Origin of the sequence: Streptomyces sp. NPDC001903 (assembly GCF_042891345.1) — a bacterium.
Lineage (GTDB): Bacteria > Actinomycetota > Actinomycetes > Streptomycetales > Streptomycetaceae > Streptomyces.
Map to the genome: position 1 here is coordinate 67270 of NZ_JBIASZ010000027.1, position 24773 is coordinate 92042.

Below are 24773 nucleotides of genomic sequence, written 5' to 3' on the forward strand. Positions count from 1 at the left end.
TCAGTGTGCCGCGAGACGGCGCGGCCCACACCGCATCACGAGGCCGGACACTTCCTAATCCCGCGGGAGGTCCTTGACGAACACGATGCCGTCGCTGTCCGCCAAGTGGGCCGGGTCGAAGGGGGCGTAGCCGAACCAGGGGGAGACGCGGGGCACGGGCGGCGTGTCGGCGAGGGCGGTGGCCAGCCGGGGAGCGTCGACGAGGCAGCGGTCCTCCGGGAGTGCGTACAGGAGGCCTTCGATGGTGTCCGGCGGCGGCGTGTCCACTCCCTGGTGCCGGATCGTGCCGAGGGCCGTGGCCAGGAAGGCGTACTCCTCGCCGAGCCGGGTGCTCACCAGCGCACCGGCGCTCCACCACTCCACCGGCCCCTGCCACATCTGCATCGTGCTCTTCTCCCGCTGGAGATGGGCGTTGTGGGCGTGGACGAGCGCCGGGCCCCGGGCGGCGACGGCGAGCAGGTTGTCGGCCATCGTCAGATCCCGCAGCGCGCACAGCCGCGCCATGCGGGCCGGCGAGTCGTCGGCCATCCAGTGGTGGTAGCGCAGCAGGCCGGCCGCGGTGCGCCCGTACAGGCGCGCCCGGTCCCAGTCCTCCCGCGAGGTCGCCGCGATCAGGTGCGGTGCCTGCGCCTCGAGCAGCGCCACCAGGTCGTCGGCGAGCACCCGCAGCCGAGCGGCCTCGGCCGACTGCCCCACGGACCGGGCCGGGTCCGTCATCGCGGCGGGATCGGTCCACCGGTCGTCGTCACCGAGCAGCCGGTCGAGCGTTGCCGCGGTGCAGGGGAGCAGCTCCGCGTCCACCCGGGGCGCGAGGTGAGCGTGGAGCGCGGTGAGGGCCTGCCGGGGGCTCGCCGCGTGCGTGATCTCGAGCGGGCCGTCGAAGCCGGCGAAGCGGACCCGCTCGGAGGCGGGGCGGACGTCGTTGTGGGCGCGCATCCAGCGCACCAGCTCGCGGTTGCCGGCCGAGGCGCCCCAGCCGTGGCTGAACCCGTGCTCCATGACCTCGTCGAGGGTCCCCGTGCCCGCGGTGACGTAGTCGTCCACGACCAGCCCCGCCATGCAGTCGCTCTCGATCGCGATCGTCCGGTAGCCCTCCTGCTCGACGAGCTGCCGGAAGAGCTCGTTGCGCAGCCGGAGCAGGGTGTCCTCGCCGTGGGTGGGCTCGCCCAGGGCGAGCAGCCGGGGCCGGGCCGGGAGCAGCCCCATGACGGCGGAAGCCTCGACGGGGCGGGCGCTGTCCTCGATGTCAGTAGCCATGCCTTCAACGGTATCTTTGAACCTTCGGTTGAAACTTTTCCGCGATACCGTGGGCCGCATGCGGGAAAACCTTCAAAGCGGCGAACGACTCAGGTCGATTGATCTGGCGCGCGTGCACGGTCTGTCCACGCAGGCGGTCAGGAACTACGAGGAGGCCGGCATCCTTCCGGCCGCCGGCCGCACGGCCCACGGCTACCGCACCTACACCTCGCTGCACGCGGGGGCCCTGCGCGCGTTCCTCGCCCTGGTGCCCGCCCACGGCCACCGGACGGCGACATCGATCATGCGGGCCGTCAACGAGGGCGCGGTCGACGATGCGCTGCGCCTCATCGACGAGAGCCACGCCCAGCTCCTCGACGACCGGCGGACCCTCCAGGCGGTGGAGAGTGCCCTCCGCGACCTGGGGCCCGCCGCCGGGCCCGATCCGGCCGACGCCTCCGGGCCCGAGGGCGTGTTCATCGGCCTGCTGGCGCGGACGCTGGGAATCCGGCCCGCGACGCTGCGCAAATGGGAGCGCGCCGGGCTGGTGCGACCCCGCCGCGACCCGCTGACCGGGTACCGCGTCTACGACGAGGCCGACGTACGGGACGCCCGGCTCGCCCACCAACTCAGGCGGGGCGGCTACCTGCTGGACCGCATCGCCCCGCTGATCGCCCAGGTGCGCGAGGCCGGCGGGCTCGAGCCGCTGGAGGCCGCGCTGCACGACTGGCGCGCCCGGCTGTCCGCGCGCGGGCGGGCGATGCTGAACGGGAGCGCGGAGTTGGAGGCGTACCTCCGGGCACGCGGATGAGAGCCCCCGGACCGGCCGGCCGCGCGGCCCGCCGGCGGCGCCCTACAGCACCACGACGCCCAGCGGGCGGGCGCCGGCCGGGAGCCGGCGCGTCGTACCGGCCGGCAGGTCCACGACGGTGATCCCGTCCCAGTACCCGTCCCGCGTGAAGCCGCCCGTGACGTACGCGGTGCGGCCGTCCGGGGTGAGCGCGACGTCCTCGTGAGGCCCGTCCAGCGGGATCGTGCGCTCCGTCCCGCCGGGGGACCGGACCGTCAGCGAGGCTCCGTCCCCGCCCTCCGGCGCGCCGACCACCAGCAGCGTGCCGTCGGGGGCGAGGGCGGCCCCGTGCTGGTGGACGTCCGCGGTCATCGGCAGGGCGGAGACCCGGCCCGTGCCGGGGTCGAGCACCGCGAGCCTCTCGCCCTCGAACGGCAGCAACAGCCGCCCGTCGGAGGGCCGCACCACCGCGTAGTGCGGCTTCAGCCAGGAGCCGAGGCCCCGTTCCCCGTACGGGGCGACCATCAGCCGCCGCGCCGCGAGGGTGTCGGCGCGGACCGCCGTCACGTCGTACGAGTCGTGCCCGGTCGCGTACACCTCGCCGCCGTCCGCCGCGACGTCCACGTCGAAGGGGCGGCGGCCGACGGGCACGGTCGCGGTCACCGTACGGGTCGCCGTGTCGATGACCTCCAGCACCCCCGGGCCGCCGGGCACGTTGACCCCCACGTACAGTCGCCGCCCGTCGGGCGCGAGCGCGATGCCCATCCCGCCGCCCCGGTACTCGCCGGTGGTCACGGGCCCGCTGGGGGTGCGGTACGGGATGCGGCCCAGGCCGGTGCGGGTGGCGGTGTCCACCACGGCGACCCCCTCCGCCGTGGCGACCCAGGCCCGCCCGTCGGCTCCGAGGGCCAGTCCGTAGGGCGCGGTCCCCACCTCCACCGCGCCGACCGGGCCGCTCGCGGGGTCCACGAAGGTCACGGTCGAACCGCCGAAGTCGGTGACCAGGAGGGTGCCGTGCGCCGTGGGCGTGCCCGCGCCGAGCGCCGACGGTTTGACCCGCGGCGCCGCCGCTGCCCCGGCCCCGTCGGTGGCGCCCGTACCGCCCCCGCCCGCGGCGCATCCGGCGAGCACGGCCGCCCCGGCCAGGAGCAGTGCCGTCAGGCGGGCTCCGGCCCGGGGTGCCCGCGGCGCCCTCACCGCAGCAGCTCCGCGATCTCGGCGTACCCGCGCCGCTCCGCGTGGGCGAGCGCCGACACCCCGTCGCCGTCGGCCAGTTCCCGGTCCGCCCCGGCCGCGAGCAGCAGCCGTACGATCTCCTGGTGGGCCGGGCCCCCGTCGCCGAGGATCACGGCCTCCAACAGGGCGGTCCAGCCGAGCCGGTTGACGTGGTCGACGTCGATGTCCGTGACCGCCAGCACCTCCCGTACGTACGCGACGTGCCCGCGCTCGCTCGCGGGGATGTGCGACACGCCGCCGAACCGGTTGGTGAGCCGCAGGTCCGGCCCCGCCGGGAGCAGCGTGCGCAGCATCGCCACGCTGCCGGTCACCCCGGTGACCAGCCAGGCGCTGTCCTGCCGGGCATCCTGTGCGTCGACGTCGGCGCCCGCCGCCACGAGCGCCCGGGCCGCCTCGACGTGGTTCCCGAGGGAGGCGAGCAGCAGCGGCGTGCGCAGCTCCGCATCGCGCACCTCGATGTTCGCGCCCCCTTCGACGGCCGCCCGTACGGCCTCGGCGTCCCCCGCGCGTGCGGCGTCCAGCAACTGACGATCGACGGCCTTCATCCCGTACCCCTCATCCGCTCCACGGCCTCGCGGCCGCCTGTCCTGGTCCCGATCCTCCCCCCACCCCCGGCGCCGCCCCGCCCCCGGACCGGCTCCCGCTCGTCATCCGATCGGTCGATGCGCAAGGGACCGCCGTCGGCTCCACGGCGCGCCCACCGGCAGCGTCCGACAGATCTCCTTGTCTTGACAAATAATTTTGTCGGTCGGATCCTGGGACGGTGCTGGACGTCGCCGTGATCGAAGAACCCGCCGCCGCCGAGGCCTCCCTGGACCCGATGCGGTCCCGGATCCTCGCGGCCCTCGCCGAGCCCGGCTCGGCCGCCATGCTGGCCGTCCGCCTGGGGCTGCCCAGGCAGAAGGTCAACTACCACCTCAAGGAACTGGAGCGGCACGGGCTGGTCGAGCTCGCCGAGGAACGGCGCAAGGGCAACGTCACCGAGCGGATCTACGCCGCCACCGCCGCTTCCTACGTGATCTCTCCCAGCGCCCTGGCCTCCGTCAGCCCGGACCCCTCCCGGTCCCCGGACCAGCTCTCGGCCCACTGGCTGCTGGCGCTGGGGTCCCGGCTGGTGCAGGAGGTCGGAGCCCTGGTGACCGGCGCGTCCCGGGCTCGGCGGCGGGTCGCCACCTTCGCGATCGACGCCGAGGTACGGTTCGCCTCCGCGGCGGACCGGATGGCGTTCGCCGAAGAGCTGACCCAGACCGTGACGGCCCTCGTCAGCCGCTACCACGACGAGAGCGCCCCTCAGGGCCGCAGCCACCGGGTGGTCGTCGGCCTCCATCAGATCCCCACCGCACCGCCCGGCACCGCCGGGGAGAAGGCCGAACCGCAGCACCGTCCCGGGGAGACCCGGGGAGAAGGAACCGGAACCGGATCCGGACGCGAATCCGGAGTACGACAGGAGAACCCGCGATGACGCACCCGTTCGAGATCGAGCAGGAGATCGTCCTGCCGGCGAGCCCCGAACAGGTCTGGGAGGCGATCGCCACCGGACCCGGGATCGACTCCTGGTTCATGGGGCGCAACGAACTCGAGCCGCGCGTGGGCGGCACCGCCGCCATGGACACCGGCGGCAACCGGCAGGAAGCCCGCATCACCGCCTACGAACCGGGCAAACGCCTGGCCTCCCGCACCGCCACCGGTGACGACGGCCGCTTCATGGCCTTCGAGTACCTGATCGAGGGGCGCGACGGCGGCAGCACCGTCCTGCGCGTCGTCCACGGCGGCATGCTCGGTGACGACTGGCAGGACGAGTACGACGCACTGCGCCGCGGCTGGCCCTTCCACCTCCACACGCTCCGCGAGTACCTGACCCACTTCCCCGGGCGCACCGGCGTCCCGGTCTTCGCCATGGCGCTCACGGGCGCGACCCCCGCGCAGCAGGTCCGGGCAGCCCTCGTCCGCGGGCTGTCACTGCCGAGCCCGGTCACCGCGGGTGCGCGGGCGTCCGCGGCGCCGGCCGGCCTGCCCCCGGTCGACGGCGAAGTGACCTGGGCGGACGGCGAACGCTTCGAGGTCCGTACCTCCGACGGCCTCTACACCTTCCACCACGGCCCCGGCATCGCGTTGATGTTCCACCACCTCTTCGGCCCGGACACGGACCGCGCCGAAACCGCCTGGCAGCAGTGGCTGGACTCCCTCTTCACCTGACCCGCGCCGCGAGCAGGCTCGCGCACGCGCAACGCCCGTCCAACACGACAACGCCCGTCCAAGACAACGAGGAGCCGCCTCCCATGCGCACTCTGATCAGCACGGCCTTCATCTCGCTCGACGGGGTCGTCGAGGCACCGGGCGGCGAACCCGGCTACCGCAACTCCGGCTGGACCTTCAAGGACATCGACTTCGTCCCCGAGGCGTTCGAGATCAAGGGGCGCGAACAGCAGGAGTCCACCGCCGTCCTCATGGGCCGGACCAGCTACGAGGCCTTCAGCCCCGTGTGGCCGCAGATGGCCGAGTTCGCGCGCTACAAGACGATGCCGAAGTACGTCGTCTCCACCACCCTCACGGACGACGACCTCGTCTCCGACTGGGGTGAGACCACCATCCTGCGCTCACTCGAGGACGTCGCCGCGCTCAAGGAGACCGACGGCGGCCCGATCATCGTCCACGGCAGCGCCCGGCTGAACCGCGACCTCTCGGACGCGGGCCTGATCGACCGCTACCACCTGCTGGTCTTCCCGCTGTTGCTCGGAGCGGGAAAGCGCCTGTTCAGCACGGCGGACAAGGACACCCAGAAGCTGAAGCTGGTCGAGTACGAGGCCTACTCGAACGGCCTCCAGAAGCAGGTCTTCGACGTCGTCCGCTGACCGGGCGCCCGCACGCACGTCCCGCTCAGGTGGCGGAGCCGGCCGCCGAACCCGTCGCGAGGTCCGCGCCCCAGCGCGCCATCGCCGCCTGCAGGTCGAGCGGGCCGGGGCGCAGGTCGGCGTCCTCGGCGGGCCAGTCCTCGCGGGGGACGCGCCACATCACCTCGAACTCGTTGCCGTCCGGGTCCTTGGCGTAGAAGGACTTGGAGACCAGGTGGTCGCTCGCACCGACCAGCGCGCCGCGATCGGTGAGCTTGCGGCCCAGCTCGGCGAGCTCGCCGAGGGTGCCCACCTCCCAGGCCAGGTGGTAGAGGCCGACCCGGCCCTGCTCGGGACCGGGCGCGTCGGCGCCGATCGCGAACAGCCCGAGGTCGTGGTCGTTGAGGCTGCCGGGGGCGCTCAGGAAGGCGGCGCGACCGGCGGTCAGGTGATCGACCTGGAATCCGAAGACGTCGGTGTAGAACGCCACGGAGCGCTCGACGTCGCGGATCCAGAGCACGGCGTGGTTCAGGCGGCGGACGGACATGCGGCAGCACTCCCGGTGGCTCGAATGGTCTGGCTCGATGTGGGCGCCTCCAGCATAACGTTCAAATTCGAACTACCGGCGTGATCTGCCGCACCGATCACTCCCGACCGATCACACCCGACCGTGTCCGCCCCGCACCCACGGAGACCGCCCGGCGGTGGTCGCCGGCGGCCGTGCCCCGTCAGTTTCCGCTCTCCGTGGCGGAGGGTGCGGGGGAGCGTCGGTGCGAGCGGACCAGCGCGAGGTAGTCCGCCGCCAGCCGGTGGCAGTCGCCCGGCCAGCGGGCGGAGACGTAGTTGCCGTCCCGTACGGTGAACCCGCGGCCGGGACGCGCCGAGGTGTCCCGGACCGGCAGCGGCGGGCCGGCCAGGAAGTGGCCCGGATCGGCGAGGGCCGCGGTGACCTCCGCCTGGACGGTGGCCGGGTAGGTCCGGTAGTAGCGGCCCAGCCACATCCGGGTCAGGTTCCAGGCGGTGAGTTCCAGCAGCGAGGTCAGGGCCGTGGTCCGCCGTCCGTACAGCACCGACCGGCCGGTCGCGGGGTCCTTCGCGCGCGCCGCCAGCAACACCCCGTGGCACACCGCCCCCACCGGCAGCCCCGCCAGGAAGACCCGCGCGAACAGCCGCTGCGCGGCCGCGTCCTCCAGCAGCGTGCGCATCCCCGGGGCGTGCCCGCCCGGAACGAACAATCCCGTCAGCCGCGCCGGATCGACCTCGGCGTAGGACAGCGGGGCACGGAAGCGGGGGTCCTCGGTCAGCCGCCCGTAGGCCGCCAGCTCGGCGCGCCGGGTCATCAGCCAGGGGGAGAGCCAGGAGAAGCCGGTCTCGGTCAGGCGGCGGTCGGCCAGAGCCACCCGCCCGTCGGGCGTGGCGAACCGTACGTCGTACCCGGCGTCCCGCAACGCGGCCCAGGGCACGGCCGCTTCGGTGGGGTCGTACCCGGACGAGGGCAGCAGAAAGACGATCAAGAGGGGCTCCTTCAGGTGCGCACGCAACGGGCAGCCCGACCCTAGGAGCGCCGCCGGGCCCGGTCATTGACCCTGGCGGCCACGTCGTTGACTCCCCGGCCCCCGCCGCCGGTTGACTGCGGACCGCGCCCCGGCATTGACTGGCCGCCATGTCCAGCATCGAGCCGTCCACCGTCGCCGTGTGCTACGCGCAGGCCGTCCTGAACGCCACGACGGACGCGGCCCACACGGCCGAAGGGGCCGACGCGGCCGCCGGAGCCGACGGCACCACGGCGCCCGGGTCCTGGGCCTCGCCCCTGGACCGGCTCCCGTTCACCGAGGTGCGCGCCCTCTGGGACAGGGTGATCGGCACCGGGGACGGCGATCCGCACGCCGGTCTCCGGCTCGGGGACGCGATCAAGCCGGGCAGCCTGCACGTCCTCGGACACGTGGTCCTCACCAGCGCGAGCCTCGCGGAAGCCGTCGAGGCGGCGGTCCGCTACCACCCCCTGGTCAGCCAGGCCGGTACGGTCACCGCGCACCGCGGCGGCGGGACCACCCGCATCCGCTACCGGCCGACCGTCGACCCCGCGACCATGCACCCGCAGCAGGTCGAGGCGGTCGTCGCCGCCATGGTGCGGGCCGCCCGCTGGGTCGCGGGGGACGACTGGGCGCCGATGTCGGCGTCCTTCACCCACTCCCGTACCGGCTCCGCCGAACCGTACGCCCGGATCCTCGGCTGCCCCGTCGCCTTCGACGCCCCCGAGAACGCGATCACCGTGGCCAACCGCGACCTCGACCTGCCCAGGGCCCCGCACGATCCCGAACTCGGCGCCCTGCACCGGGCCTACGCCGACCGGCTGCTGCGCGAACTGTCGCCGTCCGCGACCCTCGCGGAGCGGGTCCGGCAATGGCTCGACCACGCCCCGCTCGACGGCACCGGCCCCGCCGACGCGGGCAGGGGCCTCCACCTCGGCCCCCGCACCCTGCGCCGGGCCCTCCAGGAGGAGGGAACCTCCTGGAGGGCCCTCCTTGCCGCCGCCCGCCACCACCGGGCCCGCCGGCTGCTGGAGACCACGGACCTGCCGCTCGACCGGATCGCCCCCCTCGTCGGCCTGAGCGGAGCCACGGCCCTGGTCCGCGCCTTCACCCGCTGGGAGGGCATCACCCCCGGCACGTACCGGGCCCGGACCTCGGGCGTCACAGGTCGGGGCGGGGCCGCGGCCGGCCGGAAGGGACTTTGACGACACCCCCCAGGGCCCGGGTGAGGATCAGCCGGCCGTCATGTCGAGGACGGCACGGAAGCGCGCCCGTCCGAACATCATGTGCTCGTAGGCCCTGGGCGCCTCGGCCAGTGGGAAGACCTCCGTCATCGGACGGATGCCCCGCCGGACGGCGAAATCGAGGTTGTCCTCGTTGTCGATCGACGTGCCGGTGAGGCTGCCCGTGATGCTGCGGCCCCCGAAGATGAGGTCCGGCGTGGCGACTTCGATGGGATCCGTGGCGGCTCCGAGGACGATCATCTTCCCGCGCGGAGCGAGGCCGGGAACCAGAGGCGTCATCGAGGCGCCGCTCGACGCCGTGGCCAGAATGGCAGTGGCTCCGCCCAGCTGCCGCAGCGCCTGGCCCGGGTCCCCGGCGGCGCTGTCGACGTACTCATCGGCCCCCAGCCGCAGCGCCAGCGCACGCTTTTCCTCGCCGCGGGCGATGGCGGCGACCCGGTAGCCGAGCTTGTCGGCGTACTGCAGCCCCAGATGGCCGAGACCGCCGATGCCCTGCACGGCCACCAGCGCCCCGGGACGGCTGTCAGCCTGCCGCAGGGCGCTGTAGACGGTGAGACCGGCGCACAGCAGAGGGGCGGCGTCCACGGCGGACAGCCCCTCCGGAATCCCGACCAGGCCAGTGCTCTTGGCGGTGATGACCTCGGCGTATCCACCGTCGTTGGTGGTCCCCGTCTGATGCTGGTTCTCGCAGTTGACGAAGTCACCGCGCCGGCAGGGTCCACACTCCCCGCAGTGGCCGCCGAGATAGCCGACGCCGACGCGGTCACCGACCTGCCAGGCGGACACGCCGTCCCCCAACGCGTCGATGACCCCGACCACCTCGTGGCCGGGTACGACGGGCACCGCGGGATCGGCCCGCAGCCCCTCCACCGCGAGGACGTCCGAATGGCAGACGCCGCAAGCCTCCACCCTGATCCGTACGTGCCCCGCGGGCGGCGGCTCGACCTCCCGGGTGACGAGCTCGAAATTGCGGGATCCGGTCACCTGGACGGCGCGGTACTCAGACATGTCTCACCTCGGGTGGAAGCCGTTGCCGTGGGTTGCGGCGGCGCCGCGGAATGCGAGCCGGGGGCGCTGTACGGAGAACAGCACACGCCCCGCCCCGTGATCGCGTACCCACGCGCTGACGACGGGACTGTCAGCCGGATGGTCCGTCGCCCAACGCGCGCCGATGACCGGCCGCCACCGCCCGGAAGGCCGCGGTCGCCCGGCGTGCGACCTCCTCGGCGTACGGCACGAAGACGGCCGGATCGGCGTGGTCCGTGATGGGCAGGCTCACCGAGACCTCGAAAGCGTGGGTCATGGTGTAGTCGAGCAGTTCGGGGAGCAGCGCCTGCGCGAACTCCTCGATGTCCCATTCCTGCCACTTGTACAGGGTGGCCAGTCCGTTCCCGATGTTCTCACTGGTCACGACCGCCAGACCGTAGGCACCGAACGGGCTCCGCGTGAGGAGCATCCGGTCCGGGTGGTAGACGTCGTCCTCCCACCGTCCTGCGTTCAGGTGCCCCGTCGGCATGTCCGGCGGTGGCCCGAGCCAGGTGGCTTCCGGCAGGCCGGACCAGGTGAAGTCCACCCACCATCCGTGGCGCAACTGGTCCGGCCTGTCCTTGACGGCGCCGATGCCCGGCCGGCCGGCCGACTCCAGGCCCGCCACGGTCTCGGTGATCACCTCGACCACCTGCCGTACGGCCTCCTCGCGAGCCCGCTCGTTGCGGACCGATCCGCGCACGCGCTCCCACCAGGTGTCGATGTCACCGACCGTCTCCCGCAGCTCGGCGGGCCAGTCCTGCGGTGTTTCGCCCCGCGCCGCCAGCTCCCGCGGAGTGCCTGCGCCGGGTAGCGGCCGGTCTGCGGCCGCCTGGCGCCGCTCCCACGCCTCGAACCGGGCGCGGGCCTTCTTCCGCCGCTGTTCCCGTTCCTGGTCGGCACGCCGGCCCGCCTCTGCCCGCCCCGCGTTCCCTTCGGCCATCCTTCGCTCCACGGCCTCCCGCACCAGCCGGTAGGCGGCTGCCGCGGGCTCCACCCGCTCCAGGAAGGCGGCCTCGGCCCTCGCGTACGTCGCCTCGGCCCACCGCCGGCCCACCCATCGCCCGCGCCATGGCCGGACGCGCTCCTCGACCCGCTCCAGTTCCTTCACGGCAGGGCGGAGTGCACTCAGGTAGGCGAGGGCAGCGGCATTCCAGACGGCCGCCTCCTGCGGGGCGTGGGCCACGTACACCTCGGTGCGCCGCACGTAGGAGGAGCCGAGCCCGCCCGGCGCGGCGCGCCGTGCCTGCCCGTCCTCCTCGTGGAACCAGTACACGTTGAGCAGGTCGGCATCCGCGATCGCGCGGTGCAGCCACGATATCTTCAGGGCCATGGCCCGAGGCTGCCCACGGACGGCCGGCCTCAGACCCGGTGTTCGACCGCCGCCAGGGCGTCCTTGACCTCCTGCGCCACGCGGGCCGCGTCCTCGGGGTTGTTCACCACGTCCGTGTGGTTCATGTCGACGACGAGGACGTCGCTGGCCGAGTAGTGCTTGTGCACCCAGTCGTCGTAGCCCGACCACAGCGTCCGGTAGTACTCGACGAGGCTTTCGTCCTGTTCGAAACCGCGGCCCCGCAGCCCGATCCGGTACAGCACCGTCTCGAAGTCCGCCTTGAGATAGACCATGAGGTCGGGTGCCTTGCGGTACGGCAGGCCGTCGATTTCGCGCATCATCTCGCCCAGCAGGCCCTCGTACACCTGCATCTCGAGGGAGCTGATGCGGCCCAGGTCGTGATTGACCTTGGCGAAGTACCAGTCCTCGTAGATGGACCGGTCGAGGACGTTGTCCCCCTGCTTGTACGCCTCCTTGATCGCGGCGAACCGCGTCTGGAGGAAGTACAGCTGGAGCAGGAAGGGGTAGCGCTTGGCCTGGATCTCCTCGGGGCTCGCCGTGTAGAAGAGCGGAAGGATCGGGTTGTCGTCCACGCTCTCGTAGAAGACTTCGCTGCCCAGCTCCTTGGCGAGCAGCTCGGCGACGCTCGTCTTGCCGATTCCGATCATGCCTCCGACGCAGATCACTGGCATCCCTCACTTCTCCCTGGGGGTCTTCTGTTCGTGGGCGGGTGGGCTGGGCGCCCCACACCACTGAGACGCACGCCGGTGGTCACGCGATTCCCCGGGATCTTCATGATCAGCGTCATGTGGTCCCCGACGGGGACCAGGGCTCTGACACAGGCCGCTCTTTTCGACCGGCCGGCCTGACCGTTCCACGGCCGCCGCGCACGGTGACGAGCCGCAGCCCAGCGGCCGTCTTGAATCTTAAATGACGATCGACCCCGTACTGGCCATGCGGCGGTCGCCGGGGCGATCAGCGACGTTCACGGGTGAGCCCGGACGGCGTCGGACCCCTTGCCCGGGGTCGCCAGGCCAACTCGGTCCCGAGCCGGAGGACTTCGCGTCCGGCTCAGGACAGGGCGCGCGTGCCGGCGTCCCCCGGGCGGCCGCCGGGGTCCCGGCCCCGGATCGCCGCGGCGGCGCGGTGCAGCTCGGCGAGGACCGTACGGACGGCCTTGCGCGCGGTGCGCTCGGGCCGGTGGAGCACGTCGATGCGGCGTCGGGCGTGCACCCCGCTCAACGGCCTGAGGATGACGTCGGGGTGCACGCGGGTGGTCCAGCGCGGCATCAGCGCCAGGCCGCCGCCGGCGGCCACCGCCTCCGCGACCACCGCGAACTCGTTGATGCGGTGGACGATGTCGAGCCGGCGGTTGGCGACGCCGGCGATGGCCTCGATGGTGGCCATGAGCGGGAAGCCGTCGTGGACGGTGATCCAGGGCTGGTCGGCCACGTCCTGCGGCGAGAGCTGCGGGCGGGAGGCCAGCGGGTGGCCGACGGGCAGGGCGATGTCGAGGGGCTCGTGCAGCAGGGTGGTGGCGGCCACGGTGCGCGGCCACGGCGGACCGTGGTCGAGGCGGTGGGCGAGCACGAGATCGTAGTCGCGCGTGAGGGCGGGGAAGCGGTCCTGGGCGACGTCCTCGTCGGCGAGGGTCAGACGGGGGCGGTCCGGGCCGGCGAAGACGCGCAGCATCAGCGGGAAGAACGCGGAGCCCGCGCTGTGGAACGCCGCCATCGACACCTTGCCGTCGGGCTGCTCCGCGAAATCGGTGATGGTGTGCCGGGCCCGGGCCAGCGCGGTCTCCACCTCGATGGCCGCCCCGGCCAGGGCGTGCCCGGCGTCGGTCAGCACCACCCGACGCCCGGCCCGTTCGGTGAGCGGTACGGGAATCGAGCGCTGCAGCAGCCTCAGCTGCTGCGAGATCGCGGAAGGCGTCACATGCAGCGCCTCGGCGACCGCACTGACGCTTCCCAGCTCACCCAGCTCGCGCAGGATCCGCAACTGCCGCTCATCCATGCCCACAGTGTAGGGCTGCTACAAGTTGGTTTAAGAAGTTGGTCATGGCCTTCAACGTCCCACGTCGTGCAGCGTGTGGGGCATGCCTGTTGCCCGCCGTACCGATGCGGTACTCCTGTTGGTCGCGCTCGTCTGGGGCTCCAGTTATCTGGCAGCCAAGACGGCCACCGTCCTCCTTCCCGTCCTGGTGGTCCTGTTCGCCCGGTACGCGATCTCCGCGCTCGCCTGTGGCGCCCTGGTCGCCGCGCGCCGCCGGCCGCGCCGCTGGACGCGGGCGGAGGTGCGCATCGGGGTGCTCCTGGGCGTCACCCAGGCGGCCGTTCTCGTGCTGGAGACCTACGGGGTGGCGCACACCAGCGCCGCGAACGCCGGACTGATCATCAGCTTGACCATCGTGCTCACACCGCTGATGGACCGGACCGGGGGACGCCCCGCGCTGCCCGTGACGTTCTTCCTCGCCGCAGGCCTCTGCGTCCTGGCCGTCGGACTGCTCATCTCCGGCACCGGACTGCACGCACCCCGGCTGGGGGACGGGCTGATGCTCGCCGCCGCGGTCGTCCGGGCCGGGCACGTCGCGCTCGTCGGACGGCTCACCGCCGGCCGCCCCGTGGACCCGTTGCACCTGACGACGGTCCAGACCGTCGTCGGCTCGGCGCTGTTCCTGCCGGCCGCGATCGCGCACCTCCCGGACCTGGCCGGCAGCAGTGCCGCCACCTGGGCACAGTTGGTCTATCTCGCCCTGTTCTGCAGCGTGTTCGCCTTCCTCGCCCAGACCTGGGCCGTGCAACGCACCTCCGCCAGCCGGGCGAGCCTCCTGCTGGGCACCGAACCGATCTGGGCGGTCGCGGTCGGGATCGCCCTCGGCGGCGAACGGCTCACCGCATGGGCCTTCCTGGGCGCCGCTCTCATGATCACCGGAACCTACTGGGGCCAGGCCGTCGAGCGCGCCCACCGCACTGCGCAGCACGCCGGGAAGGAGGAGCGCGCAGGTCGGCCGATGACACCTACCGGCGCCTGACCGCCCGGGGCCCGATCGCCGCGAGGTCCATCGGGCTCAGGGGGCGGTCGGCTCAGGAGGCGGTCACCTCCGGGCGCAGACCCTCGCGGTGCGCCCTGGCCGTGGCCATCAGCCCGTCCAGTGCGTCCCGCGTGTGGATGAGGCCGGCGATGTGCTCGGAGAGCCGGTCGCGTTCCTGCAGCATCCGCTCCAGCGCCGCCTCGGAGTTCTCTTCACTGGGCGCGTCGACGCACGGCAGGAGCTCGACGATGGTGCGGCTGGACAGGCCCGCCGCGTACAGCCGCTGGATGAACGCCACGCGCTCCACCTCGTCGTCCGTGTAGTGCCGCTGCCCACTGGCACTGCGCGTACTGGCGAGCAGCCCCTGCTCTTCGTAGTACCGCACCGACCGGACGCTGACTCCGGCCCGCGTCGCGAGCTCCCCGATGCGCATCTCGCCCTCCCGGCCGTGACCCGCACCACATGGTGCGGCATACAGCTTGCCTCTGACGTCAATGTCAGGTTTTAGCGTAGCCGCTGTGCCCGACATCCGGGCGCTGCGGACCGCGAAGGAGCCCCACGGTGTCAACACTCTTCGACAGCCATCGCCTCGGTGACCTGACCCTGCCGAACCGCGTGGTGATGGCCCCGATGACCCGGGTGCGGGCCGCCGCCGGCGGTCTGGCGACACCGTCGATGGCGACCTACTACGCCCAGCGGGCGACCGCCGGACTGATCGTGACCGAGGGGGTGCAGCCGAGCCTGATCGGGCAGTCCAATCCGGGGACCCCGGGACTGCACACCGACGAGCAGGTCGACGCGTGGCGCCCGGTGACCGCCGCGGTCCACGCCAACGGCGGACGGATCTTCGCCCAGATCATGCACGGCGGCCGCGTCTCGCACCCCGACACCACCGGCATGCAGCCGGTCGGGCCCTCCGCCGTCCCCGCCGCCGGTGAGGTGTTCACCCCGGCCGGGCCCCGGCCCGCGCCGGTGCCGCGAGCCCTGGACACCGCCGAGGTGGCCGGGCATGCCCTGTCGTACGCGGAGGCCGCCCGCCGCGCCGTCGACGCCGGTTTCGACGGCGTCGAGCTGCACGGCGCCAACGGCTACCTGATCTCGCAGTTCCTGTCCTCGAACGCCAACCTGCGAACGGACCGCTACGGAGGCTCGGTGGCCCAACGGATCCGGTTCGCCGTCGAGGCGACGGCCGCCACCGTGGACGCCGTCGGCGGCGCCAGGACCGGCATCCGCCTCTCACCGGGCGGGACCTTCTGGGGCGTCGCCGAATCCGACGTCCCCGAGCTCTACGCCGCGCTGCTCGCCGAGCTCGCCCGCCTCGACGTGGCCTACGTCCACCTCGAGGCCACCACCGACGAGCACGTGCTCCTGGGCCTGCGCCGTGCCTGGCCGGGCACCCTCATCGTGAACCCGACCCTCCCGATGGGGCCGAAGCAGACCGGCCGGGCCGACGCGGACCACTGGCTCGGGCAGGGCGCCGACCTCGTCAGCTTCGGCCGCGCCTACATCGCCAACCCCGACCTGGTCGAGCGGCTGCGCCTCGCACTGCCGGTCGCGCCGGTGGACGAGAGCACGTTCTACCAGGGCGGCGACGCGGGTTACCTGACGTACCCGGCGTATCAGCACGCGAACTGACCGAGCCCGATCCGAGCCCCGGCTACTTCGGCCGCACCGTCTGATCCGGGCGGCTCGGCCCCCGGGGCACGGTCGTCCGGTCGGTCTCGGCGTGATCGGGCGACCGGTCGCCGCCCTCGGCGTTCCCGGCCTCCCAGCGCAGCAGGTCGCCCGGCTGGCACTGGAGCACCTCGCAGAGCGCGGCGAGCGTCGCGAAGCGCACCGCCTTGGCGCGGCCGTTCTTGAGCACCGCCAGATTGGCGGGCGTGATCCCCACGCGGTCGGCGAGTTCGCCCACGGACATCTTCCGTTTGGCCAGCATCACGTCGATGTCGACGGTGATCGGCATCAGATCACCTCGTCCAGCTCGGCCTGCATCTGCGTCGCCTCGACGTCGCGCGCGACGGCCTGGGCGAGCAGCATCCGCAGGACGAGGACCATGAGCGCGACCCCCAGGATGGCCAGTCCGATCCCGCCCATGATGACGGTGACGCCCGGGTCCTCCCGCTGGCCCGGCGCATTGACGGCCGTGACCGCGAACCAGACCAGGGCGGCCGCCACGATCGCGCCGATCATGACGTCCACGTACCGGAAGGCGGCGTGGGAGAAGACGGTCCCGCGTCGCACCATCGTCACCAGCCGCCATACGCACACCAGGGCGACCTGGGCGGACGCCAGGCCCAGGATCGTGATCACGCGCATCGCGGTCAGCGGGAGCGATCCGTCCTCCGGGTCGTTCCCGCTCGCCAGCGTCCACACCATCAACGCCTGCACGCCCACCGTGCCGGCGAGCACCACCACGAGCACCGCGCGCAGCGCACCCACGGTCAGCTTTCCCATGCCCATCCCTCCATCGATTTACGATGGGAATCTATCGAAAATCGATAGGTCGGGCAAGGGGTGGAGAGGCGACCCCCGGAAAGCGGAAGGACCCCGCCTCCGCGAAGGCTCCGACCCGTCCCACCGGACGGGCCGATCCTGCGCGAAGGCGGGGTCCGCCCGCCCGGCTACCGCGACGCCGCGAGCACGGCGGGCGAGCGGTGCGACGCGGTGTCGGATCCGAGCGCCCCGAGGATGTCCTCCATCCGCTGCTTGGCGTCGCCGAAGAGCATCTGGGTGTTGTCGCGGTAGAAGAGGGGGTTGGGAACGCCCGCGTATCCGGTGGCCATCGAGCGCTTGAAGACGACGACGTTCTCCGCTTCCCACACCCGCAGTACGGGCATGCCGGCGATCGGGCTGTTGGGGTCTTCGGCGGCGGCGGGGTTGACGGTGTCGTTGGCGCCGATGACGAGCACGACCGTGGTGTCGGAGAGCTCGTCGTTGATCTCGTCCATTTCCAGGACGATGTCGTAGGGCACCTTCGCCTCCGCCAGCAGCACGTTCATGTGCCCCGGCAGTCGTCCGGCCACGGGGTGGATCCCGAAGCGCACGTCCACCCCCCGCTCGCGCAGCTTGCGGGTCAGTTCGGCGACCGGGTACTGGGCCTGCGCGACGGCCATTCCGTAGCCCGGGGCGATCACGACGGACGAGGCGTTCAGGAGCAGTTCGGCGGTGGCCTCGGCGGTGATCTCGTGGTGCTCGCCGAGGTCGGTGTCGTCGCTCGCGGCAGCCTCGACGCCGAAGCCGCCGGCGATCACGGAGATGAACGAGCGGTTCATCGCCTGGCACATGATGTAGGACAGGTACGCGCCGGAGGAGCCGACCAGCGCTCCGGTGACGATGAGCAGGTTGTTGTTCAGCAGGAACCCGGACGCCGCCGCGGCCCAGCCGGAGTAGCTGTTGAGCATCGACACCACGACCGGCATGTCGCCGCCGCCGATCGAGGCGACCAGGTGCAGTCCGAGGGCGAGCGCCACCGCGGTGACCGCGATGAGCAGGCCGAGGCTCGGGTGGAGGACGAAGAAGACCGTCAGGGCCGCGAACGCGACGAGGGCCCCGAGGTTGATCAGGTTCTTGCCGGGCAGTACCAGCGGGCTGGACTTGATGCGCGCCGACAGCTTCAGGTACGCGATGATCGATCCGCTGAAGGTGACGGCTCCGATGAACACCCCGATGAACACCTCGGCGTGGTGGATGCCGAGCAGGTCCTGGGCCACCGCGGCGTGCCCGGGGCCCGCCCCCTCGACCTCGAAGTAGCCGTTCCAGCCGACGAGTACGGCGGCCAGGCCGACGAAGCTGTGCAGGAGGGCGATGAGCTCGGGCATGCCGGTCATCTCGACGACCCGGGCACGCCAGAAACCGACACCCGCGCCGATCAGCACGGCGACGACGAGCAGGGTCAGGCCCGTCGCGGTGATGCTGCGCGAGGCCAGGCCGATGGTGGCGGCGAGGGCGATCACCATTCCGGAGGCGCCGAACACGAGTCCTGAACGGGAACTTTCGTGCTTCGAGAGCCCGGCGAGGCTGAGGATGAACAGGAGTGCTGCGACGATGTAGGCGGCCTGCGCGGCCGTGGCGGCAGTCATGGGGGATCAGCCTCTCGAGAACATGGCGAGCATGCGGCGGGTGACCGCGAATCCGCCGAAGATGTTGATGCTGGCCAGCAGGATCGCGACGGACGACAGCACGGTGATCGTGGTGTCCGTCTGGGCGATCTGCAGCAGGGCGCCCACGACGACGATCCCGGAGATGGCGTTCGTGACCGACATGAGCGGCGTGTGCAGGGCGTGGTGCACCTTGCCGATGACGTAGTAGCCGATGACGATCGCCAGCACGAAGACCGTGAAGTTGCCGATCAGCTGGGACGGGGAGAACGCGGTCAGGAGGAAGAGCGCCGCCATTCCGGTACCGGCGAGCACGTACTTCGCCGCCGCCGACATCGGCTTCTTCTCCGGTACGACCGGCTTCGCGGCCACCGGCGCCTGCGCGACCGGAGCGGCGGACACCTGCACCGGGGGCGGCGGCCACGTGGTCGCTCCGTCACGCACCACGGTCATGGACCGCTGCACCACGTCCTCGAAGTCGATCACGTGCCGGCCGTCCTTGGCCGGCGTGAGCAGCTTCATCAGGTTGACGAGGTTCGTGCCGTACAGCTGCGATGCCTGGGCCGGCAGCCGGGCGGGCAGGTCGGTGTAGCCGATGATCGTGACGCCGTTGTCGGTGACGACCACCTCTCCCGCCACCGTGCCGGCGACGTTCCCGCCCTGCGAGGCGGCCATGTCGACGATCACGCTGCCGGGGCGCATGCTCGCGACGTCCTGGGCCGTGAGCAGCTTCGGCGCCGGCCTTCCGGGGATCAGCGCGGTGGTGATGACGATGTCGACGTCGGCGGCCTGCTCGCTGTAGATCTCCGCGGCCCGCCGGTCGTACTCCTCCGAGGTCGCCTTGGCGTACCCGTCGGTGCCGGCCTTGTGCTCCACCTCGACGGCGAGGAAGTCGCCACCGAGCGAACGGACCTGCTCCGCCACCTCCGGCCGCGGATCGGTCGCGCGGACGATCGCACCCAGGCTGCTGGCGGCGCCGATGGCCGCGAGTCCCGCCACGCCGGCGCCCGCCACGAGCACCTTCGCCGGCGGAACCTTTCCGGCCGCGGTCACCTGACCGGTGAAGAACCGGCCGAACGCGTGGGCCGCCTCGACGACCGCACGGTAACCGGCGATGTTCGCCATGGAGCTGAGCACGTCCAAGGACTGGGCCCGCGAGATCCGCGGGACCGCGTCCATGGCGAGGACCGTGATCGGACGGCTCGCGAGTTCCTCGACCAGGTCGGGGTTGAGCGCCGGGCCGATGAGGCTGACCAGCGTCGCCCCGTCGCGCAGGCTCCGGATCTCGTCGCTCGACGGTGCGTTGACCTTCAGTACGACGTCCGCGCCCCAGGCGTCACCGACCTTCGCGCCCTGCGCGACGTACGCGTCGTCGGAGAAGCCGGAGGCGGTGCCGGCCCCCGACTCGACGACGACCTCGTAGCCCAGCGCGACCAACTGGCGCACGGTCGACGGCGTGGCCGCCACGCGCGTCTCTCCCGGGCTTGTCTCGGCTGCGACACCGATCCGCTGCGGTACGGGATGACCCATGGTTTACCTCCCTTGTGATGAACGTGAATGTGGAATGGAGCCGACAGCGGCTGTAGTCCGAAGTCGCGGCCGATCAGTTCCCTCATGACCGCCTTCGCCCGCCAGATTTTGGTCACGCGGACGCCCATCCGGGCAGGTGCGAGCCGGTATTGCGTCATGTACGGGTCGTGTCCGTCCGGCGGAGCGAGGGCATGATCGTGCGACCGCGGGGCCGGCCGCCGTCCGGGGGAGAACGACGGCGGGCCCGCCGCCGCCGGTGTGGCGGGACGGGCCCGGGGGTCGGGGTTCTGCGGGCGGCCCTGGGTCAGGAGCCGAGCACCAGGGCCGCGGCGACCGCCGGGCCGAAGGCGCCGCCGAGCTGGTAGCAGAGGGCGAACAGGCCGATGGCGGTGGGCCGCTGGTGCTCGGGGGCGCCGGCCGCCGCGTGCATCGAGAGGCAGGCGTTGGCACCGGTGGCGGCGAAGACCCCGCCGACGGTGGCCGCCAGCAGGAGCGGGCCCCAGTCCGAGAAGGCCGCGGCGGCAGCGGCCAGGGACCCGACGCCGATCAGGACGGCCAGTACGGCCGGGCGGCCCATCCGGGCGGAGGCCGCGGCGAGCAGCCAGGACAGTGCCGAGCCGACGAGCAGCGCGACGAGCTGCCCGGCCCCGGCCGCGCCGGTGTCCCAGCCGGCCCGGTCGCCGAGCAGTCGCGGTACCGCGAAGAGCAGCGTGAAGTACGACCCCGAGAGGAGGAGCGCCAGCAGGCCCGAGGTGAGGAAGACCGGCGTGCGCAGCAGGGCGGCCGGGACGAACCCCTCCGGGCGGCGGCGGATGTGCAGGGCGAGCAGGACCGCCGCGACGAGGGCCGCGCCGAGTGCGGCGAGCGGGGCGTGGGGGAGGGTGACCAGGGCGCTGGCCAGCACGGTCAGCAGGACGGCGCCGCGGCCGTCGAAGCGGTCGGAGGAGGGCGTGATGGCGCCGGCGTACCGGAGCACCGCGGGCACGGCGAGCACCGCGACCACGGACACGGAGAGGGAGAGCCGCCAGGAGGCGGCGTGCGCGAGCTGTTCGCCGAGGAGCGGGCCGGCCGCCCCGAGCATGCCGAACCCGGCGCTGATGACGCCCATCCGGCGGGCCGTGCCGGCCAGGCTCATCGCCGCCGCGACCAGTCCCGCGCCTCCCGCGGCCTGGGCCGCCCGGCCGAACAGGGTGAGCGGGAGCCAGGGGGAGACCGCGACGAGGAGGGTGCCGCCGAGGACGAGCACGGAGGCGAGGCGCAGCACGGGCCGCAGACCGGTGCGGCGCAGGAGTCCGGCGAGCAGCGGGGTGCCGATGGCCATGGCCCAGGCGAACGCGGAGACCAGCCAGGACGCGGTGGAGGTGGACACCCCGAGCGAGCGGGCCATGTCCGGGAGGATCAGGACCGGGGCGTTGGCCCCGGCGGCGATGGGGGTGGCGAGCAGCGCGAGCCAGAAGGCGGGGACGGGCCCGCGGGCCGCTGGGCGGCCGGGGGCGGCCTGGGCTCCGGGTACGCGGGTGGCGGACGTGCCGGTCCCGGCACGGATGCCGGTGTCTGTGCCTGCGGGCGCGGTGGTCATGGCGCCGCTCCAATCCATCTGAAGGTTAATAATCTCAACGTTGAAATAAAATCACCAGAAGCTCCTGAACGTCAAGTCTCTTAACGTTGAGGGATTCGGGTTATGCTGGGTCCGGCACGAGCGGGTGATCGAGAGGGGCGGAGGCCTGATGAGCGACGCGGTGGATGTGATCGTCGGCCAGTGGGCGGCGCAGCGGCCCGACCTGACGGACGAGCTGTGGCCCATCGAGGTCCTGGCCCGGATCCAGCGGATGAACCGCATCATCGAGAAGCAGCTCAAGGCCTTCGTGGCCGAACGCGACCTGGAGGTCGGCGAGCTGGACATCCTGACGACGCTGCGGCGTTCGGGCCCGCCGTACACGCTCACCGCCGGGGCGCTGATCCCGGCCGCGATGGTCACTTCGGGGGCGATCACCAACCGCATCGACCGGATGGAGGCCAAGGGTCTGGTCGAACGGATCCGTGACGGCCAGGACCGCCGATCGGTCCGCGTCCGCCTGACCGGGCAGGGCCGCGAGGTCGCGGAGAAGGTGATGGCGGAGCATCTGCACCACTTCGCCTCCCTCCTCGCTCCCCTGGACCGCGACACCTGCGACACGGTGGCCTCGGCGCTGCGCACCCTCCTGGAATCCCACGGGGACACTTCGATCGGCTAGGGCCCTGCGGGTGCTGTGTCAGGTCGCCCCCACACATCCGGCCACGCTGCGTCCGTACCGCCTCTGATCTGCGGCGAAGCCATACGGGGGCGGCAGTTGGAACCTTTCCCTCCACCTGACCGGGGCGTGCCGGCAGTCCGTCCGCCGGCACCTTCCATCCGATGTGGCCGGTTTCGCCCTCTCCGTACGGGCCCGTCCGGTCGTGCGGTGGACTCCGAAAACCAACGTGACGCGCCTATGTGAAACGGCGTTACCTCCAGTAAGTTACCGCCAGGTAAAGCCGCTGCGGCTCGACGTACGGGGGAGTAATGAACCGGAGAACCACTGCTCTGCTGTCCACGGCCATCGTGACTGCGCTCGCCCTCGCCGTGGGCGCGGCGCCGACGGCGTCGGCCGCACCCCGTGCGGGCGCACGGGCGGCCACGGCGACGCCCGACGCGTTCTACCGCTACGACGGCGGCAAGCCGCTGGCCTCGTACCGGCCGGGCGACGTCCTGAAGAAGCGCACGCTGAACTACCACGTCTTCGGCGTCCCGACGCCGCTGAAGGCCGTCCAACTGCTCTACCGCACGACCGACGCCCAGGGCAGGCCCTCGGCCAACGTGACCACCGTGGTCCGCAGCCCCCACGGCGACGGCAGCAAGGCGGTGTCGTACCAGTCGTTCTACGATTCCCTCAGCCCGGAGGACGGCCCCTCCCGGGCGATCGCGGGTGACGTCTCCCTCGGTGGCGCCATCGCCAACGCCGAATCCCTCATCCTGGCACCGCTGTTGCTCAAGGGCTACGACCTGGTGATCCCGGACACCGAGGGCCAGAACGCCGACTTCGCGGCCGGCCCCGAGTACGGAACGAACACCCTGGACTCGATCCGCGCCGCCATCCGCACCGAGGAGGCGGGCCTGCACGCGGGCACCAGGATCGGCCTGTTCGGCTACTCCGGCGGGGCCATCGCCACCAACTGGACTTCGGCCCTCGCCCCCGCGTACGCGCCCGAGGTGAACGGGCAGCTGGTCGGCTTCGCCGAGGGCGGGCTGCTCGTCGCCCCCGCGCACAACCTCAAGTACGTCGACGGCGCCCTGGTGTGGAACGGGGTGATCCCGATGGCGGTCATCGGCGTCTCGCGCTCGTACGGCATCGACCTCACCCCGTACCTGAGCGCGAAGGGCCTCGCGGTCGTCAAGGACCTCGAACACGGGTCGATCGTCGACGCGTTGGGCCGCCACCCCGGGATGACCTGGAAGGACATGGCGAAACCGGAGTACAAGGACCCGAACTCCGTGCCGGCGTTCGTCGCCGCCGTCAACAAGATCAATCTGGGCCAGGCCGCCACCCCGACCGTCCCGGGGTTCATCGGACAAGGGAACGCGGGCTGGTTCGAAGGGACGTTCAACGCCCCGCCGGGCATCGGCACGGGGGACGGCGTCATGGTCGCCGGGGACGTACGGGCGCTGGCCCGGCAGTACTGCGCCGACGGCAACGGCTCGATCAAGTACGAGGAATACGGCCTGCTCAGCCACGTCGGCGCCATGCCGTACTGGGCGCCGCGCGCGATGGCCTGGCTGGACGACCGCTTCGCCGGCCGGACCGCACCCACCAGTTGCGGCCGGATCCCCGCCGGCAACTCGCTGGAGCCGGAGAAGCCGACCGTCACTTCGTGACCGCACGCCCCGGTCCCGGGTCGTCCCGACGCTCGTCGGGACGGCCCGGCACCGCGGGCATCGGCCGCGTCACGCGCGGACCGCCCGGATGATCCAGGCCGCCGAGGCGTAGCGGACGCCGCTGTCGCTCTCGTGGGCGGCGAGCGTGCTTCTCAACTCGTCGACGGCGCGACGCCGGTCCTGCTCGTCGAGGCCGTCGAGCATCCAGCCGAGCATGCCGAGCGTGAACCGCTCCGCATCGGCCGCGTCCTCGCCGAACCACATCGCCTCACCGTGCGGCTCCAGCCGGATGTCCGTGAAACCCGCGGCGCCCAGTACGGTCCGGACCCGCGCGGGGTCCGCCAGCGAGAACGGCCCGGGGGCATCGGCCGCGGGCGTGGGCGCCGGGCGGCCGGCGGCCAGGGACCGGGTCAACGAGAGGAACCACTCGTTGTCGGCCAGTGCTCGCCAGACCAGCTGCACGAGGCGTCCGCCGGGGCGCAGCGCGCCGCCGATGTTGCGGAACGCGGCGACAGGGTCGGCGAAGAACATCGTCCCGGAGCGGCTGACGGCCACGTCGAACGCCCCCGCGGGGAAGGGATGGACCTGGGCGTCCGCCTGGACGAAGTCGGCGTTGTCGAGTGCTTCGGCCGCCGCGCGCTCCCGCGCGACCCGCAGCATCGCGGCCGACAGGTCCACACCCAGGGCCCGGCCCCCGGTCGCCCGCCGGGCGAGGTCGCGGGTGGTCTCTCCGGTGCCGCAGCCGATGTCGAGCACCCGGTCGGCGGCAGATACGCCGGCGGCAGCGAGGAAGGCCTCCCGGTAGGGCCGCACCGCGCGGTCGAACCGGTCGGCGTGCTCCGCCCAGTACGCACCTTCCTGTCCGTCCCAGGCCCGCGCCTGCTCGGCGTTGGAGGGATCGGCGTGAAGAGCGCTGACCATGGCCACCACCACCCATGGTCCCAAAGTACCCCCGAGGAGCCGACGGGGCCCGTCCGTCACGGCCCGTCCGT

25 protein-coding genes are annotated in these 24773 nt (G+C 72.5%); 9 read left to right on the forward strand and 16 right to left on the reverse strand.

The window, feature by feature from the left end; translation table 11 throughout:
• Positions 1–54 precede the first annotated feature (54 nt).
• Positions 55–1257, reverse strand: coding sequence for an erythromycin esterase family protein (locus tag ACFYZS_RS37350; RefSeq protein WP_389023059.1), 1203 nt, complete (start codon positions 1255–1257; stop codon positions 55–57).
• Between the two features lie 58 nt (positions 1258–1315).
• Between ACFYZS_RS37350 and ACFYZS_RS37355 the strand changes: the two genes are divergently transcribed.
• A complete protein-coding gene (locus tag ACFYZS_RS37355; protein WP_389023061.1) occupies positions 1316–2047 on the forward strand; it encodes a TioE family transcriptional regulator in 732 nt (243 codons plus the stop codon).
• 42 nt (positions 2048–2089) lie between these two features.
• On the opposite strand, the gene ACFYZS_RS37360 is transcribed toward ACFYZS_RS37355, so the two are convergent.
• Positions 2090–3223, reverse strand: a complete 1134-nt coding sequence (locus tag ACFYZS_RS37360) for a YncE family protein (RefSeq protein ID WP_389023064.1) — start codon at positions 3221–3223, stop codon at positions 2090–2092.
• Entirely contained in the window at positions 3220–3807 is a 588-nt protein-coding gene (locus ACFYZS_RS37365; protein ID WP_389023066.1) for an ankyrin repeat domain-containing protein, read from the reverse strand. The genes ACFYZS_RS37360 and ACFYZS_RS37365 overlap by 4 nt, the downstream gene beginning before the upstream one ends.
• A gap of 218 nt (positions 3808–4025) precedes the next feature.
• Here ACFYZS_RS37365 and ACFYZS_RS37370 point away from each other — a divergent pair, with 218 nt between their 5' ends.
• The 3 genes from ACFYZS_RS37370 (at position 4026) to ACFYZS_RS37380 (ending at position 6114) form a co-directional block, all read left to right on the forward strand.
• A complete protein-coding gene (locus ACFYZS_RS37370; protein WP_389023068.1) occupies positions 4026–4724 on the forward strand; it encodes an ArsR/SmtB family transcription factor in 699 nt (232 codons plus the stop codon).
• Positions 4721–5458 carry an SRPBCC domain-containing protein gene (locus ACFYZS_RS37375; protein ID WP_389023070.1) on the forward strand — a complete coding sequence of 246 codons (738 nt, stop codon included), beginning with the start codon at positions 4721–4723 and terminating at the stop codon, positions 5456–5458. The genes ACFYZS_RS37370 and ACFYZS_RS37375 overlap by 4 nt, the downstream gene beginning before the upstream one ends.
• 83 nt (positions 5459–5541) lie before the next feature.
• The gene (locus ACFYZS_RS37380; RefSeq protein WP_389023073.1) at positions 5542–6114 is read left to right on the forward strand and encodes a dihydrofolate reductase family protein; all 573 of its coding nucleotides are present in this window, start codon (positions 5542–5544) and stop codon (positions 6112–6114) included.
• Positions 6115–6139: 25 nt separating this feature from the next.
• Here the strand turns inward: ACFYZS_RS37380 and ACFYZS_RS37385 are convergent, their stop codons facing one another.
• Together ACFYZS_RS37385 and ACFYZS_RS37390 are read right to left on the reverse strand one after the other, a co-directional pair.
• The gene (locus ACFYZS_RS37385) at positions 6140–6640 is read right to left on the reverse strand and encodes a VOC family protein (protein ID WP_389023076.1); all 501 of its coding nucleotides are present in this window, start codon (positions 6638–6640) and stop codon (positions 6140–6142) included.
• A gap of 181 nt (positions 6641–6821) precedes the next feature.
• A complete protein-coding gene (locus tag ACFYZS_RS37390; RefSeq protein WP_389023079.1) occupies positions 6822–7607 on the reverse strand; it encodes a type 1 glutamine amidotransferase domain-containing protein in 786 nt (261 codons plus the stop codon).
• Between the two features lie 149 nt (positions 7608–7756).
• On the opposite strand from ACFYZS_RS37390, the gene ACFYZS_RS37395 reads away from it, so the two are divergent.
• On the forward strand, positions 7757–8830 hold the full coding sequence (locus ACFYZS_RS37395) for an AraC family transcriptional regulator (protein WP_389023083.1): 1074 nt from the start codon (positions 7757–7759) through the stop codon (positions 8828–8830).
• Between the two features lie 27 nt (positions 8831–8857).
• Here ACFYZS_RS37395 and ACFYZS_RS37400 read toward each other — a convergent pair whose 3' ends face one another.
• The 4 genes from ACFYZS_RS37400 to ACFYZS_RS37415 form a co-directional block, all read right to left on the reverse strand.
• A complete protein-coding gene (locus ACFYZS_RS37400) occupies positions 8858–9877 on the reverse strand; it encodes an alcohol dehydrogenase catalytic domain-containing protein (protein ID WP_389023086.1) in 1020 nt (339 codons plus the stop codon).
• A 130-nt stretch (positions 9878–10007) separates the two neighbouring features.
• Complete coding sequence (locus ACFYZS_RS37405) at positions 10008–11228, reverse strand: hypothetical protein (protein WP_389023088.1); 1221 nt, start codon at positions 11226–11228, stop codon at positions 10008–10010.
• Between the two features lie 29 nt (positions 11229–11257).
• Positions 11258–11920, reverse strand: coding sequence for a deoxynucleoside kinase (locus ACFYZS_RS37410; RefSeq protein ID WP_389023091.1), 663 nt, complete (start codon positions 11918–11920; stop codon positions 11258–11260).
• A 379-nt stretch (positions 11921–12299) separates the two neighbouring features.
• Complete coding sequence (locus ACFYZS_RS37415; protein WP_389023094.1) at positions 12300–13244, reverse strand: LysR family transcriptional regulator; 945 nt, start codon at positions 13242–13244, stop codon at positions 12300–12302.
• Between the two features lie 82 nt (positions 13245–13326).
• Here ACFYZS_RS37415 and ACFYZS_RS37420 point away from each other — a divergent pair, with 82 nt between their 5' ends.
• A complete protein-coding gene (locus ACFYZS_RS37420) occupies positions 13327–14262 on the forward strand; it encodes a DMT family transporter (protein ID WP_389023097.1) in 936 nt (311 codons plus the stop codon).
• Positions 14263–14314: 52 nt separating this feature from the next.
• On the opposite strand, the gene ACFYZS_RS37425 is transcribed toward ACFYZS_RS37420, so the two are convergent.
• The gene (locus ACFYZS_RS37425) at positions 14315–14695 is read right to left on the reverse strand and encodes a MerR family transcriptional regulator (protein WP_389023099.1); all 381 of its coding nucleotides are present in this window, start codon (positions 14693–14695) and stop codon (positions 14315–14317) included.
• 128 nt (positions 14696–14823) lie between these two features.
• On the opposite strand from ACFYZS_RS37425, the gene ACFYZS_RS37430 reads away from it, so the two are divergent.
• Positions 14824–15897, forward strand: a complete 1074-nt coding sequence (locus ACFYZS_RS37430; RefSeq protein ID WP_389023102.1) for an alkene reductase — start codon at positions 14824–14826, stop codon at positions 15895–15897.
• Positions 15898–15919: 22 nt separating this feature from the next.
• On the opposite strand, the gene ACFYZS_RS37435 is transcribed toward ACFYZS_RS37430, so the two are convergent.
• The 5 genes from ACFYZS_RS37435 to ACFYZS_RS37455 all read right to left on the reverse strand — a co-directional run bounded on the left by ACFYZS_RS37435 (position 15920) and on the right by ACFYZS_RS37455 (position 21468).
• Positions 15920–16225, reverse strand: coding sequence for a helix-turn-helix domain-containing protein (locus ACFYZS_RS37435; protein WP_389023105.1), 306 nt, complete (start codon positions 16223–16225; stop codon positions 15920–15922).
• A complete protein-coding gene (locus tag ACFYZS_RS37440; RefSeq protein WP_389023108.1) occupies positions 16225–16716 on the reverse strand; it encodes a DUF2975 domain-containing protein in 492 nt (163 codons plus the stop codon). The genes ACFYZS_RS37435 and ACFYZS_RS37440 overlap by 1 nt, the downstream gene beginning before the upstream one ends.
• 167 nt (positions 16717–16883) lie before the next feature.
• Positions 16884–18341 (reverse strand): Re/Si-specific NAD(P)(+) transhydrogenase subunit beta, encoded by a 1458-nt coding sequence (gene pntB, locus ACFYZS_RS37445; RefSeq protein WP_389023111.1) that lies wholly within the window; start codon positions 18339–18341, stop codon positions 16884–16886.
• 6 nt (positions 18342–18347) lie between these two features.
• Entirely contained in the window at positions 18348–19889 is a 1542-nt protein-coding gene (locus ACFYZS_RS37450) for a Re/Si-specific NAD(P)(+) transhydrogenase subunit alpha (RefSeq protein WP_389023114.1), read from the reverse strand.
• A 304-nt stretch (positions 19890–20193) separates the two neighbouring features.
• A complete protein-coding gene (locus ACFYZS_RS37455; protein ID WP_389023117.1) occupies positions 20194–21468 on the reverse strand; it encodes an MFS transporter in 1275 nt (424 codons plus the stop codon).
• A 148-nt stretch (positions 21469–21616) separates the two neighbouring features.
• Between ACFYZS_RS37455 and ACFYZS_RS37460 the strand changes: the two genes are divergently transcribed.
• Together ACFYZS_RS37460 and ACFYZS_RS37465 are read left to right on the forward strand one after the other, a co-directional pair.
• The gene (locus ACFYZS_RS37460; RefSeq protein ID WP_389023120.1) at positions 21617–22123 is read left to right on the forward strand and encodes a MarR family winged helix-turn-helix transcriptional regulator; all 507 of its coding nucleotides are present in this window, start codon (positions 21617–21619) and stop codon (positions 22121–22123) included.
• Positions 22124–22431: 308 nt separating this feature from the next.
• A complete protein-coding gene (locus tag ACFYZS_RS37465) occupies positions 22432–23781 on the forward strand; it encodes a lipase family protein (RefSeq protein ID WP_389023123.1) in 1350 nt (449 codons plus the stop codon).
• A 69-nt stretch (positions 23782–23850) separates the two neighbouring features.
• Here ACFYZS_RS37465 and ACFYZS_RS37470 read toward each other — a convergent pair whose 3' ends face one another.
• Entirely contained in the window at positions 23851–24702 is an 852-nt protein-coding gene (locus ACFYZS_RS37470) for a class I SAM-dependent methyltransferase (RefSeq protein ID WP_389023125.1), read from the reverse strand.
• Positions 24703–24773: the final 71 nt, after the last annotated feature.